We start from the raw sequence: 13,958 nt of genomic DNA on the forward strand, positions 1-13,958 counted from the left end.
GCAAGCAGCGCAGCAGATGCCCCAGCAAGCAGCGCAGCAAATGCCCCAGCAAGCAGCGCAGCAGACGCCCCAGCAAGCAACGCAGCAGATGCCCCAGCAAGCAGCGCAGCCGGTACCTCAGCAAGCAGCCCAGCCAGTACCCCCGCAAGTAATGCAGTCAGAGCTCCAGCAAGCAACGCAGCAGGTGTCTCAGCAGGAGATTCCACAGGTGCAGACGGCATCTTCTGCTGCTGAGAGTGTGGCGCCGAGACAGGAGGGGCAGCATGTGCTTCTGGGCAGTGAGGTGCATGCAGAACAGGCAGAGGCTGAACTTGAGCCTTTGCGGGTAATGCACAATCAGACTGCTCAGGGGGAGAGTTCCTTCCAGCAGAATCAGGATGACAGTGCCAGGTCTTTTGAAAGGGCACAGCAGCTGGCGGCACCGGTGGAAAACGAGGAAGGGGCAGTTCCTCTTCAGGCTGCGCAGCATAATGCAGGGGCTGTGCAGGGAAGCAGTTTCCAGCAACAGCTGCAGGAAGCAGCTGCTCCTGCAGATACACCTCAGGCAGCTTCGGAGTCCCAGACAGACTTTGAGGTGCCCAGGCAGATTGTGGAGCAGGCCCGGCTGATTCGCAGCGGCGACAGCACGGAAATGGTGATCCACTTAAAGCCGGAGCATCTGGGTGACCTCACCTTGAAGATCTCTGTGACTGAAGGCGGAGCTGTGACAGCATCATTTCACAGCGACAATGCCCAGGTGCGCACCATCATCGAAAACAGCCTTGTGCAGCTCCGGCAGGAGTTAAGCGACCAGGGCCTTAAGGTGGACAGCGTGGAGGTCTTTTCCGGACTGCCGGATGGGCAGCTGCCTCAGGGACAGGGACAGCAGGCCTGGCAGCAGGGCTCCCAGGGAAGATTCAGCGGGGAGAGAAAGCCTGAAGACTATGCAGAAGAAGCAGATGATTTGGCCGCAGCAGCGCTGGCCCAGGGACAGGAAAACGTGGCTGATGATGGCGTGGATTACCGCGTGTAGAGAAGAGGGATATTATGTCGGATTCAACAGCGCTCAATACCATTACCGTGGATGGCATAACTTATGACGCCGCCAAATATGCAGCTGAAAAGGCAGCCCAGACCGTTAAGGATAATTCTGCTTTGGGCAAGGATGCTTTCTTGCAGCTTCTGGTGACCCAGATGCAGTATCAGGATCCCCTGGATCCACAGGATAACGGTGAATACCTGGCCCAGCTGGCTCAGTTCTCTGCCCTTGAGCAGATGACCAACGTGTCAGACGGACTGTCTGAAGTTTCCAAGCTGGTGGGCAACATCGATACTTCTGTGCTGGTGGGACAGCTTAGCCACATGATTGGTCAGGACTTGCAGTGGAGCGAGTCCACCAGCTATACAGATGAGGAAGGCAATCTGAGGGTAGATTCCGTGAAGCATGAGGGGAAAGTCACGGGGGTCAGCATTTCCGATGGCAGTCCCACTATCATTGCCGAAGAAGGTGGCAAGACCTATCAGGTTAAGGTAGGCGATATCACCCGCATAGGGGCGGGGGCAGCAGCAAGCGACGGCTGACAATGTTTTTAGATGGTTGCAGGGCAGTTTTAGGCTCGCAAGAGCCGGCTGCCTTTTTTTCATGGGAAAAATGAGAAGAAAAAAAGGGAAATGGCCTGCTTATGACGAAAAGTACAGGACAAGAGCATTTCTGAGGAGCCTCAGGGGGCTTTTAGGAGAGCAGTGGGATTGCGTAAAGTCAGGGGGATGCAAAAAATGATAAAACTCACAAGATTTAATTCCCAGACAAATAAAAAAGGAGAATTTGTACTCAATGCCGAAATAATAGAAACTGTGGAAGAGACGCCGGACACAGTCATCACCCTTCTAAACGGCAAGAAGCTGATTGTGGAGGAGCCCATGGACGAAATCGTCCGCCGGGTGATGAAGTATCGCAAGGCGCTTAAATTCTAATGGATATTCAGGCTGTGCTCAAATGGAGGGATTTATAAATGGCTGACGAAGAAAAAGAACAAGAAGCTGCGCCAGAAGAAAAAAAGAAATCTCCCATCATATTGGTCGTAGTGCTTGTGCTGGTAGGCCTTGTGCTGGCAGGTGGCATTTCCTTCTTCGTGACTACGAAGATGATGTCCAATCCCCAGACTGAGTCAGTCAATGAGCACCATGACCCGGGAGTCTTCATCAAACTGGGAGATGCCAAGGAGGGAATTCTTGTAAATGTAGGCGGCCAGAAGGCTGGCAAGTTCCTCAAGGCCAGCATCGTGCTGGAAATGAATCCTGGCAAGAAGGATAATATCGTGGAGGGAGTCCTCCAGCCCATGGCTGAGACCAAGATTCTTGATACCACTATGCAGATGCTCAGAAGTGCCAAACTTGACGAGTTTGACGCTGCCAAGCAGGATGAACTGAAGAAGAAGCTGAAGGACGAGCTCAATGAGCGTTTAGGGCAAGGTTCTGTGTATGATGTCTATATAACTAGCTTCCTGCTCCAGTGACCTGACTTAAATAAAGCAGGAAGGAGGGCGAAGATTGGCAGAAGATGTACTTTCCCAATCCGAGATAGACAAACTGTTGTCCGCTTTGTCGGACGGTTCAGTATCTGCGGAAGAGGTCAAGGCAGACGAAGAACAGAAAAAAGTCAAGTCTTATGACTTCAAGCGTCCGGATAAATTTTCCAAGGATCAGATTCGCACTCTGTTCATGCTGCATGAGAGTTTCTCAAGGCTTCTTAATACCTATCTCTCCACCCATCTTCGCACCATTGTGAATGTGGAAGTGGCTTCGGTGGAGCAGCTGACTTACCAGGAATTTGTCCAGTCTCTGGCCAATCCTTCGGTGATCAGCATCCTGGCGGTGCCGCCCCTGAAGGGCAACATCATCATGGAGGTGAACACGGAAATAGCCTTTGCTTTCATAGACAGGGTCTTTGGCGGTGAGGGCAAGAGCGGCATCAAAACCCGTGTTCTCACTGAGATAGAGGAAGCTGTCATGAGGCGCTTCGTGGAGAAGGCCACAGCCCACCTGAAGGAAGCCTGGGCCAATGTGGTGGAGTTCTATCCCAGTCTTGAGGCCACTGAGTCCAATCCCCAGTTCACCCAGATTGTGCCCCCCAGCGACATGGTGGTCATCGTCACCATTCAGATGAAGGTGGGGGAGGTAGAGGGCATGATGAATATCTGCATACCATACCTGGTATTGGAACCTGTCATGTCCAAGCTCACAACTACTTTCTGGGTGGCATCCTCGGTTTCCAAGGATGATGACCCGGAGCAGGTGAAAATCCTCCAGCGGAAGATTGAGAGAACCAGGGTGCCCTTCCTGGTGGAAATGGGAGATATAAACATTACCATCAATGAATTCCTTACCCTGGGCTTTGGGGATGTACTCCAGCTTGATACCAAGGTGGATGATGAACTCAAATGCAGGATAGGCCGCAAGGCCAAGTTCTTCTGCCGCCCGGGAACTTCAGGCAAGAAGATGGCGGTACAAATTACCAGGATACTCAATGAAGATGAGATCCTGAACGAAGGAGATGAAGAAGCCAATGAGTGACGATATGATCTCGCAAGAGGAAATAGATGCTCTCTTGAACGGCGGCTTGCCACCGGCAGGGGGCGATGATGCACCAGCGGGAGAGTCGGCAGATGGAGGCGGCGGACCAGCAGAGGCAGGGTCTGATGATTCATCTCAGTTCGCAGATGTGCTGTCAGATATAGAGAAAGACGCTTTGGGGGAGATAGGCAATATCTCCATGGGCAGTGCAGCTACCACCCTTTCGGTGCTGCTGGGCCACAAGGTGAACATCACCACACCTACGGTGTCCGTGTCCACCATGAGCCTCATCAAGGAGCATTATCCCATGCCCTACCTCATTGTGGAGGTGGGCTACACCATAGGCATTGACGGCAACAATGTGCTGGCTATCCAGGCCCAGGACGCTGCCATCATAGCAGATCTCATGATGGGAGGCGATGGCACCAATCCTGACACCAATATCGGTGAGATACAGATGAGTGCCGTGGGCGAGTCCATGAACCAGATGATGGGTACTGTGGCCACGTCGCTGTCCTCCATGTTCAACAAGAAGATTGATATTTCGCCACCTAAGGTGAATCTTATCGATCTGGGGGCGGAGGACAAGGTCACGGAAATCATCGGCAACGATGACCCCATCGTGCGCATTTCCTTCCGCATGGAAGTGGATGGTCTCATAGATAGTGAAATCATGCAGATCCTGCCTGTTCATGTGGCAAAGGAAATGGTAGAGTCTCTGATGAATGGTGAGGCCAACGTGGATCCGGCACCTGCGCCGGCACCTGCTCCACCGCCGCCAGCTGCCCCGGCAGCAGCTCCGCCTCCGGCGGCAGCACCACCGCCTATGGCAGCAGCTCCGCCTGCTATGGCAGCGGCACCACCGCCTATGGCACCCGGTGGGATGCCTCCTGGCGGAGGTTATGGCTACGGTTATGGCGCTCCCATGATGTCCCAGCAGCAGATGGCGGCCAATGTGCCAGTGCAGCCAGCGGCCTTTGTTCCTCTCAATATGGAGCCTGTGCAGGTAAATGATGCCAATATCGGCCTTATCCTGGATGTGCCCCTGAAGGTGACGGTTGAGCTGGGCAGGACCCACAAGTCCATCAAAGAGGTGCTGGAACTTACCAACGGTTCCATTGTGGAGCTGGACAAGCTGGCTGGTGAGCCGGTGGACATCCAGGTCAACGGCAAGTTCCTGGCCAAAGGGGAAGTGGTGGTCATCGATGAGAATTTCGGTGTCCGCATCACAGAGATAGCAAGTCCTGCTGAGAGGGCGGCCAAGCTGCAGTAAGCCCCGTGAGGGCAGTGCGGCTTGGATAGACCCTTGTCTAAAGGCAGAATTTCCTATATAATTAAACTAGCTTTGAAGTACATCCAAGTTTCTTTTAAGGTGAGGAGAGATGAAACATGGCAGTAAGAGTATTGGTCGTTGATGACGCAGCATTCATGAGAATGATGGTCAAGGACATTTTGTCTAAGAATGGCTATGAGGTCGTCGGCGAGGCCGAGAACGGCATGAAGGCCTTGGAGAAATACCAGGAACTGAAGCCGGATCTTGTTACCATGGACATCACGATGCCTGAAATGGACGGCATCAGCGCTGTCAAGGAAATCAAAAAGGTTGACCCCAACGCGAAGATTGTCATGTGCAGTGCAATGGGCCAGCAGGCCATGGTTATCGAGGCTATTCAGGCTGGTGCGCGTGACTTCATCGTCAAGCCGTTCCAGGCTGACCGCGTTTTGGAGGCTGTCCGCAAAGCAGTGGGCTGATGGGCAAGAGATATTATGTGCTGGCGTGTTTGGCGGGGCTGCTGTTCGCAGCTGCGACGGAGCCTGCCCTGGCAGCCGAGGAGGCTGCTCAGGGGGGGTATCTGTCCGGTTACGACACCAGTATCCCGCAGCCGGCAGCGATGTCTTGGTGGTCTACCGCTGCTTATCTGGTCAGCCTCTTTGTTATTTTTGCCTTCGTGGTGGGTATGGCGTATCTGGCAGCCAGATTTCTGGGCGGTCATTTTGGGAAGCCTGTGAAGACTTCCGCAGGGCGCATCGTGACCCATCTGCCTCTGGGGCCGGGCAGGTCAGTCTGCATTGTGGAAGTGGCAGGATATTTCCTGCTCCTGGGGGTTACGGAGCATGAGATAACCCTTCTCAGGGAAATCACAGATTCGGAAGAGATAGAAAAACTTCGCCGGATGGATTCAGACATAAGCCTGTCCGGGGATATGTTCTCCCAGCAACTGGGTTCCCTGTCGGGACTGGCACAGAAGATACCGCCTTTCCTTCGCAAATGATGCACTTATATCTAGTAAAAGCTGGGGGTGGGAGATGTGAGAGGCCTGAAGGCCTTGGGATTGCTTGGGGGACTGGTCCTGATTCTGGGACAGCCCGTTGAAGCATTGGCGGCACCTCTGCCCAGCGTGAATATCGGCCTGGGTACCTCTGACAGTCCTCAGGATGTGGCTGTTACCCTGCAGGTCATGGCAGTGCTGACCATTGTTTCACTGGCACCTGCCATTCTCATGATGACCACTTCCTTTGTGAGGATTGTAGTGGTCATAGGTTTTCTCCGCAATGCCCTGTCCACCCAGAATGTTCCGCCTAATCAGGTGGTCATTGCTTTGTCTCTGTTTTTGACTTTTTATATCATGGCTCCCTATTGGGGAGAGGCTAATGAGCAGGGGCTGCAGCCATATCTGGCGGGGCAGATTACCCAGGAAGAGGCTTTGCAGAATGTAGTGGAGCCCATGCGGGTATTCATGTTCAAGCAGACCAGGGAGGCAGACCTGGCCCTGTTTGTGAACCTGGCTGATGCACCGCGTCCTGATTCACAGGATGATGTATCGACCTTCACCCTGATTCCCGCCTTTATCATCAGCGAGCTGAAAACGGCTTTCCAGATGGGCTTCATGATTTACATTCCCTTCATTGTCATTGACATGATAGTGGCCAGTACCCTCATGTCCATGGGCATGATGATGCTGCCGCCAGTGATGATTTCGCTGCCTTTCAAGATTTTGCTTTTTGTCATGGTGGATGGCTGGCATCTCCTGATCCAGTCCCTTATCATGAGCTTCAAGTAAGGGGGGAGCGATATGTCCGGGGATTTGGTTATCCAGCTTGCACAGCAGGCTTTGATGGTTGTTCTCATCGTGGCAGCTCCCATGCTGGGATTGGGACTTATTGTCGGCCTTATGGTCAGTGTCTTTCAAGCCACTACTTCCATTCAGGAGCAGACTCTGGCCTTTATCCCCAAGATTGTGGCAGTGTTTGTGGCTATTCTTATTTTTGGTCCCTGGATGCTGCGCATCATGGTGGAATTTGTCACCAATATCTTTGTCAACCTGCCTTTTTACATCGGCTGAGGCTGCGGAAGGGGTAAGGTGAGATGGATTTCTTTGAGATTTACCATGAGCATGCAGCAATATTCCTGCTGCTTCTCACGAGGATTACAGGGATTTTCATGATTTCTCCCTTTTTCGGCAGCATGAACGTGCCCATTTACTTCAGGGCCGGCACTTCTTTTGCCTTTGCCCTGGTGCTTTTTCCTGTAGTGGACAAGCTGGGCATTGTGGAACCGCCTGCCACTGTGGCCATGTATGTTTTGGCAGTGCTGGGAGAGATGTTCGTTGGCTGGCTGATAGGCTTTGTGGCCTATATAGGCTTTTCTGCCATTAACATGGGCGGCAAGATCATGGATATGCAGGTGGGGTTTGCTATAGTAAACGTTATGGATCCAACTTCCGGTCAGCAGATTCCGCTTATCGGAAGTTTTCTTTATAATCTGAGCGTAATCATCTTTCTGGTGACTAATGGCCATCACATGGTGATTGCCTCCCTGGTGGAAAGCTTTCATCGGGTGCCGCTCCTGACCATGGATGCCAGCATGTCGCTGCCAATCATAATCTTGGATTTTACCGCAGGAATTTTCCTGACGGGCATGAAGATTGCCATGCCCGTGACTTTTTCCATTCTGCTGACTAATACGGGACTGGGGATATTGGCCCGTACCATGCCCCAGCTCAATATCTTCGTGGTGGGCCTTCCTATGCATATCATGATTGGCCTTTCCATGCTGATGATGCTGATACCTTTCTATGTGCTTTTTTTGGATGTGGTGTTCAATGAAATGTATGGCAATATCGGCATTGCCCTGCGGGCCCTGCAATAGGGAATGGCTAATGTCTCTGGAAGAGAACAGGGAATGGCGCTTTGACCTGCAGCTTTTTGCTGATGGGGACAAGACAGAGGAGCCTACAGCCAAGAAGCGTGAGGATGCCCGCAAGAAAGGCCAGGTGGGCAAGAGCCAGGAGCTAAATACGGCTTTTGTGCTGCTTATGGGCTTCTTCATGCTGAAGATCCTCTGGGATACCATCTACCTGAACATTGCAGATTATACCAAATACATACTGTCCCATCCGGCCCAGACGGTGGATACTGAAACTGTCATACAGCTGTTTCTGGGCATGGTGGAGCTTCTGGCCAAGACGTCTTTTCCCATCATGCTGGCTATCATGTTCATAGGTCTTGGCATTAACTTCTTCCAGGTTGGGCTGCACTTCAATACGGAGGCTATGGAGCCGAAACTTGACAAGCTGAATCCTATCAATGGCTTTGGCAGGATTTTTTCCAAACGGGCTTTGGTGGAAATGGTAAAGTCCATTTTCAAGATCATCGTCATTGGTGCGGCCTTGTATGTGGTGCTCGTTGACCACGTGCTGTCCATGCCGCAATTCATCTTCTTCGGGCTGGAGAACAGCCTGGGACAGATTGCGGATATCATTTTCAACATGGCTTTCAAGGTCTGTGGACTTATCCTGGTGTTGGGCGTGCTTGACCTTGCTTATCAGAAATGGCAGACCACCCAGGACCTCAAGATGACCAAGCAGGAAGTCAAGGATGAGTTCAAGCAGTCCGAAGGTGATCCCCAGATCAAGGGCAAAATCAAGCAGAAACAGCGCCAGATGGCCATGGCCCGCATGATGCAGGAAGTGCCCAAGGCAGATGTGATTGTCACCAACCCTACTCATTTTGCAGTAGCTCTTGAGTATCATAAGGGTATGGTGGCCCCCAGAGTCATTGCCAAAGGCCAGGATCTGGTAGCCCAACGCATTAAGGAGATAGGCCGGGAGTCCGGCGTGCCTCTGGTGGAGAACAAGCCGCTGGCCAGGGCACTCTTTGCCAGCACGGAAATCGGGGACTCGGTGCCCCAGGAGCTTTACCAGGCTGTGGCAGAAGTGCTGGCTTATGTCTACAGGCTCAAGCACCGCAAAAGGGCATGATTTTTTTGAAATTTTACGTGAAAGGCATGGGGAGGTGAGAACATGGCTGCACCAAGTGCTGCGGCGGACCCCCTGAAAGGCGGTTCCCTCATACAGAAATACAGCGATGTCCTCATAGCAGTGGCCATCGTGACCATCGTCATCATGATGATCATTCCATTGCCCACCCTCCTTTTGGATCTCTTGCTGTGCCTTAATATTACCATTGCCCTCCTGGTGGTCATGTCCGCCATTTACAATGTGGAGGCGCTGGACTTATCTATTTTCCCGTCACTCTTGCTCATTACCACGTTGTTCCGCCTGGCACTGAATATATCTTCCACCCGTCTCATTCTGTTGGATGGTTATGCAGGAGAGGTCATCACAGCTTTCGGCAACTTCGTTGTCGGTGGTAATGCAGTAGTAGGTTTCATAGTATTCATCATTTTGGTGGTTATCAACTTCATCGTCATCACCAAGGGCTCCGAGCGCGTGGCAGAGGTTTCCGCCCGCTTCACTTTGGATGCTATGCCCGGCAAGCAGATGTCCATTGATGCAGACCTCAATCAGGGGGCCATCACCGACGCTGAGGCCAAGATCCGCCGCGAGAAGATTCAGCGGGAATCGGATTTCTTTGGCGCCATGGACGGTGCTTCCAAGTTTGTCAAGGGCGATGCCATTGCCGCTATCATCATCATGTTCATCAATATTTCCGGCGGTTTTGTCATCGGCATGCTGCAGCGGGGGCTGGAAGCTTCACAGGCGCTCCAGACTTACACCCTGTTGACAGTAGGTGAGGGGCTGGTGAGCCAGATACCGGCGCTCCTGATTTCCACGGCTACTGGTCTTATCGTCACCCGTTCTGCTGCGGAGGGGAACCTGGGCAGCGATCTGGTGAACCAGATGTTCCGCAATGAGCGTATTTTCTTCATCCTCTGCGGCGTGCTGGTGTTCCTGGCGCTGGTGCCAGGCCTGCCAGGCGTGCCCTTTATGGCTCTTTCTCTTCTCTGTGCGTTCATAGGTTACAATCTGAAGAAGAGCCATGAGGTGAAGGTGGAAACCAAGAAGGTGGAGAAAAAGGCCCAGGCCAAGAAGGAGGCCACCACGCCGGAGAACATCGTTTCTCTGCTGCAGGTGGATCCCATGGAGCTGGAAATCGGCTACAGCCTGATTCCGCTGGTGGATACGGGACAGGGCGGCGACCTGCTGGACCGCATTGTCATGATCCGCCGCCAGTGCGCTTTGGAACTTGGTTTGGTGGTGCCTACTATCCGCATCCGCGACAACATCCAGATCAAGCCCAATGCCTACATCATCAAATTGAAGGGCATTGAGATAGCCAAGGGCGAATTGATGCTTGACCATTACCTGGCTATGAATTCCGGCACTGTCTTTGAGGAAGTGCCGGGTATCGAGACCGTGGAGCCGGCCTTCGGCCTGCCTGCACTTTGGATTCCTGAGAGCGAGCGGGAGCAGGCAGAGCTCAACGGCTACACAGTGGTGGATGCCGTGTCAGTGCTGGCCACTCACCTCACAGAGGTCATCAAGCAGCATGCCGATGAGATCCTGGGTCGTCAGGAAACCCAGAACCTCATCGACAACCTCAAGAAATCCAACCAGTCTTTGGTGGACGAGGTGGTGCCGGACCTTCTCAGTGTGGGCGACGTTCAGAAGGTGCTGGCAAACCTCCTCAGGGAGCGTATCTCCATCAGGGATATGGCTACCATCATGGAGGTGTTGGCAGACTATGGACATGCCACCAAGGATACGGAGATTCTCACGGAGTATGTACGTCACGCCATGGCCCGTTCCCTTACCCAGGCCAATGTGCAGAATGGGATCCTGCCCTGCGTGACTTTGGATCCGGCGTTGGAGAACAGGATAGCCGGCGGCGTGCAGCGCACGGACCATGGCTCCTATGTGAGCCTGGATCCGGATTCCATGCAGAGGCTCCTGCAGTCACTGGATACAGAGCTCCAGAAGCTTACCAATATGGGCTATCAGCCCATCGTCCTCACCAGCCCTGCCGTAAGGCTTTACTTCCGCAAGCTGGTGGAGCGTTCCGTGCCGGGACTTATCGTCCTTTCCCATGCAGAAATAGAGCAAAGTGTTGAGATACAGATTTTAGGGGTGGTGAAGATCTAAGGTGCAGATCAAAGTTGTGAAGGCTCCTTCCATGAAGGAAGCCATGGAAGAAGTAAAAAATGAATTAGGCCGTGACGCAGTCATCCTGCACACCAAGAAATACCGAGAGGGTGGTTTCCTGGGTTATCACAGCAAGGATGTGGTGGAAGTGACGGCAGCCATAGAAGATGCACCTGCCAAGGGACAGGGAAAACGCGCTCCCAAGGCAGTGGAGACGGTGGAGGAAAATGCTCCCCAGACACGGGCTGGGGAGCGTCCCATGCCTGTATTCCCGGCCAATATACTCAATCAGTACAAGACAAATGGCACCCAGGCGGGGGTGGATATAGTGTCTCCTCCTTTGGAAATGCCAAGTTTCGAGCCTCGTCCTGCCAGCCAGGAAGTGGACGCCGGCACCGCTGCTGAGGCAGTGCTGCCCATGGAGCTGCTTCCGGGGGCAGAGGAAGAAGCGCGGGAAAAAGAGCCTGATGAGAAAGCGGCAGAAACACATATGCAACAGTCAAAGCAGGAAGATACAGAAAAGATACAGAAGCTGGAGGCAGAGCTTTCCCAGATGAAGACCCTGCTGGCCCAGGTCATGAGCAAGGATATGCCTCAGGATGAGATTTCCCTGCAGGAGGCCTTGAGGAATCAGGAGGTAGAGGAAGAAATCCTCCGGGATATGGCTGCCAAATCTGCCGCAGGCGATACCCTGGTGAACTGCCTTGACCCCAAGGCCAAGGATATCCTGGCAGATTATCTGGACAAGGTGGTCAATTTCTCAGAGGGAATCCAGCTGAATCGTCACGGGGTGCGCATCGTATCCCTCATCGGTGCCACAGGGGTGGGCAAGACCACTACCCTTGCCAAGATTGCGGCTCGCTTCGTGCTGGAAAAGGGAGTCAAGGCGGCCCTTATTACCGCCGATACTTACCGCATTTCTGCGGTGGAGCAGTTAAAGACCTATTCAGATATCATCGGCCTGCCTTTGGAGATCGTATATTCTCCTGATGAACTGAAGGTAGCCATACACAAGCACAAGGATAAGGACCTGGTGCTTATAGATACCGCAGGCCGTAGCCAGCACAATGATTATCAGATGAAGGAGCTTCAGGACTTCCTGGCTGTGGATGGCCGCATCGAAAAGCATCTGGTCATGAGTGCCACTACCAAGGAGAGGGATGCAGAAGACATTCTGGAAAAGTTTTCTGTGTGCAGGCCTGACCGGGTGATTTTCACCAAGACTGATGAGACCAGCAGCGTGGGGCTTATCTTGAACCTGCTTAGCAAGAGAGAGATTGCGATTTCCTTTTTGACCAATGGGCAGAGCGTGCCGGACGATATCATCCCCGCCACCCCTGCAGAATTGGCCCGGCTATTGTTGAGGGTTTGATATGGCAGATCAAGCGACTAGATTGAGGCAGCTGGTGGGAGGAAGCCCGCTGCCAGAAGACATCAGGGAGGAACAGATGCTTTCTCCCCAAAAAAGAAAAACTGCAAACTCCGACAACGTGCGGGTCATCGCCATCACCAGCGGCAAGGGCGGTGTGGGCAAGACCAACTTGTCTGTTAACCTGGCCATTGCCCTCAAGGAAGCAGGTCTCAGGGTGCTGCTCATTGATGCGGATCTGGGCATGGCCAATGTGGACGTAGTCCTGGGCAGCCTTTCCCGCACGCATCTGCTGAACCTCCTGGAAGAAGGGGTGGAGCTTGAGGATGTGCTGGTGCATGGCCCCTATGGCGTGGATTATATCTCCGGGGGCTCCGGCATTGAGAAGGCGGCTGATTTCACCTTTGAGGAACGCCAGCGGCTCATGCAGAAGCTTACGGGCTGCGGCCAGATAGCGGACATCATCCTGGTGGACACGGGGGCAGGTCTTGGGAAGAACGTCATGGAATTCATCCTGGCAGCAGATGAGGTGCTGCTGGTCACCACTCCAGAGCCCACGGCCCTCACTGATGCTTATGCAGTGATGAAGGCCTACAGCATGTACGCCTCTGCCCCCAGCCTGAAGCTGGTGGTGAACAGGGTCTATGATGAATCCGAAAGCCGTGAGGTGGTGGCCAAGCTGCAGCAGACCTCCGAGCGTTTCCTGCATCTTCCCTTGGAGTGCCTGGGTTATATCTTTGAGGACCCGGGGGTCATGAAGGCAGTGCGCAGTCAGAAACCCTTTTTGGTGACAAATCCCTCAGGTACTGCCTCCAGATGTATCAAGGGACTTGCCTCCAGTGTGCTTTACGGCAGCAAAATGACCGTAAAGAAGGGGTGGAGAGGATTTTTACAGCAAATTTTTAATTTTTCGCACTAACTATGGAGGAACTTTTTTATGGCGGGCGAATTATTAAGAACAGGGGAAGTTTTGAGAGCGGGCCAGAAGGTGGAATTCTATCTGGACGAGGAAGGGGACCGTTACCAGAGCTACCTTATCTCTGTGTCAGAGAAGGAGCTTCAGGTGGCTACCCCTGTGGACCCGTCCGGCATGCCCCTGGCCTTGGTGCCCCAGGTGACTTTCAAGGGACTGGTGCAGGTAAAAAACAGTGAGTATCAATTCGCTGTCACTTTCCTGAAACAGGAAACCAGAGGAAAGGTTTCCCTTTGGCACACTTCTTTGCCTGAAAAGGTGGAACATTCCCAGAATCGTGCTTTTGTACGGGTAAGTGTGGAGCTTCCGCTGGAGGTGCGCCTGATTGGCAGTGATGGCTCCATCGGAGCCAGGAAGCGCGTGCGCATGCTTGACCTCAGCGGCAGCGGCTTGAGCTTTGAGATTGGCGAGGCTGTGGAGCCCGGGCTTCAGGTGGCCCTGGAGATAAACAGCATCCCCGAGGTTGGCACTCTGGCGATTCTGGGCAGAGCCCGCAAGTGCAAGGTGGTCAACCCCAAGGCTGTCTATCCCAGGTACCATGTGGGGGTGAGCTTTGGGCATCTGCCCAGGGCTGACGTCAACAGAATAGTGCGTTATCTTTTCACAGTCCAGCGGGAGCGCATCAATCGGGCCAGCTGGCTGAGAAAATAAGAAATAATCCATGCTGCTATTTGCAGAC

The 13,958-nt window shown here is 53.2% G+C and carries 16 protein-coding genes; all 16 read left to right on the plus strand.

Annotated features, from left to right (window positions below):
- Nucleotides 1-208 precede the first annotated feature (208 nt).
- The 16 genes from BLW59_RS05105 (at nt 209) to BLW59_RS05180 (ending at nt 13,930) form a co-directional block, all read left to right on the plus strand.
- Nucleotides 209-1,012 carry a flagellar hook-length control protein FliK gene (locus BLW59_RS05105; RefSeq protein ID WP_318258341.1) on the plus strand — a complete coding sequence of 268 codons (804 nt, stop codon included), beginning with the start codon at nt 209-211 and terminating at the stop codon, nt 1,010-1,012.
- A 14-nt stretch (nt 1,013-1,026) separates the two neighbouring features.
- A complete protein-coding gene (locus tag BLW59_RS05110; protein ID WP_074696731.1) occupies nt 1,027-1,560 on the plus strand; it encodes a flagellar hook capping FlgD N-terminal domain-containing protein in 534 nt (177 codons plus the stop codon).
- 195 nt (nt 1,561-1,755) lie between these two features.
- Entirely contained in the window at nt 1,756-1,953 is a 198-nt protein-coding gene (locus BLW59_RS05115; protein ID WP_029545653.1) for a flagellar FlbD family protein, read from the plus strand.
- 38 nt (nt 1,954-1,991) lie between these two features.
- The gene (locus BLW59_RS05120; protein ID WP_029545651.1) at nt 1,992-2,495 is read left to right on the plus strand and encodes a flagellar basal body-associated FliL family protein; all 504 of its coding nucleotides are present in this window, start codon (nt 1,992-1,994) and stop codon (nt 2,493-2,495) included.
- Between the two features lie 34 nt (nt 2,496-2,529).
- Nucleotides 2,530-3,552 (plus strand): flagellar motor switch protein FliM, encoded by a 1,023-nt coding sequence (gene fliM / locus BLW59_RS05125; RefSeq protein ID WP_029545649.1) that lies wholly within the window; start codon nt 2,530-2,532, stop codon nt 3,550-3,552.
- Nucleotides 3,545-4,825 carry a flagellar motor switch phosphatase FliY gene (fliY, locus tag BLW59_RS05130; protein WP_029545648.1) on the plus strand — a complete coding sequence of 427 codons (1,281 nt, stop codon included), beginning with the start codon at nt 3,545-3,547 and terminating at the stop codon, nt 4,823-4,825. Before fliM ends, fliY begins: the two co-directional genes overlap by 8 nt.
- A gap of 116 nt (nt 4,826-4,941) precedes the next feature.
- Nucleotides 4,942-5,304 (plus strand): response regulator, encoded by a 363-nt coding sequence (locus BLW59_RS05135; protein ID WP_014423701.1) that lies wholly within the window; start codon nt 4,942-4,944, stop codon nt 5,302-5,304.
- Nucleotides 5,304-5,825, plus strand: a complete 522-nt coding sequence (gene fliO, locus BLW59_RS05140; RefSeq protein WP_029545646.1) for a flagellar biosynthetic protein FliO — start codon at nt 5,304-5,306, stop codon at nt 5,823-5,825. The genes BLW59_RS05135 and fliO overlap by 1 nt, the downstream gene beginning before the upstream one ends.
- Nucleotides 5,826-5,870: 45 nt before the next feature.
- On the plus strand, nt 5,871-6,614 hold the full coding sequence (gene fliP, locus BLW59_RS05145) for a flagellar type III secretion system pore protein FliP (protein ID WP_037377218.1): 744 nt from the start codon (nt 5,871-5,873) through the stop codon (nt 6,612-6,614).
- A gap of 12 nt (nt 6,615-6,626) precedes the next feature.
- The gene (fliQ, locus tag BLW59_RS05150) at nt 6,627-6,896 is read left to right on the plus strand and encodes a flagellar biosynthesis protein FliQ (protein ID WP_029545642.1); all 270 of its coding nucleotides are present in this window, start codon (nt 6,627-6,629) and stop codon (nt 6,894-6,896) included.
- A 23-nt stretch (nt 6,897-6,919) separates the two neighbouring features.
- Nucleotides 6,920-7,702, plus strand: a complete 783-nt coding sequence (fliR, locus tag BLW59_RS05155) for a flagellar biosynthetic protein FliR (protein WP_029545640.1) — start codon at nt 6,920-6,922, stop codon at nt 7,700-7,702.
- Entirely contained in the window at nt 7,665-8,813 is a 1,149-nt protein-coding gene (flhB, locus tag BLW59_RS05160) for a flagellar biosynthesis protein FlhB (RefSeq protein ID WP_413778179.1), read from the plus strand. Before fliR ends, flhB begins: the two co-directional genes overlap by 38 nt.
- 42 nt (nt 8,814-8,855) lie before the next feature.
- Nucleotides 8,856-10,937: a flagellar biosynthesis protein FlhA gene (gene flhA, locus BLW59_RS05165; RefSeq protein WP_074696735.1), complete on the plus strand. Its 2,082-nt coding sequence runs from the start codon at nt 8,856-8,858 to the stop codon at nt 10,935-10,937.
- A gap of 1 nt (nt 10,938) precedes the next feature.
- A complete protein-coding gene (flhF, locus tag BLW59_RS05170; RefSeq protein WP_074696737.1) occupies nt 10,939-12,309 on the plus strand; it encodes a flagellar biosynthesis protein FlhF in 1,371 nt (456 codons plus the stop codon).
- Nucleotide 12,310: 1 nt separating this feature from the next.
- Complete coding sequence (locus BLW59_RS05175; RefSeq protein ID WP_074696739.1) at nt 12,311-13,225, plus strand: MinD/ParA family protein; 915 nt, start codon at nt 12,311-12,313, stop codon at nt 13,223-13,225.
- A gap of 18 nt (nt 13,226-13,243) precedes the next feature.
- Entirely contained in the window at nt 13,244-13,930 is a 687-nt protein-coding gene (locus tag BLW59_RS05180; protein WP_074696741.1) for a flagellar brake protein, read from the plus strand.
- Nucleotides 13,931-13,958: the final 28 nt, after the last annotated feature.

This window comes from Selenomonas sp. KH1T6 (assembly GCF_900108415.1).
In the GTDB taxonomy this organism is placed as follows: Bacteria; Bacillota; Negativicutes; order Selenomonadales; family Selenomonadaceae; genus Selenomonas_B; species Selenomonas_B ruminantium_A.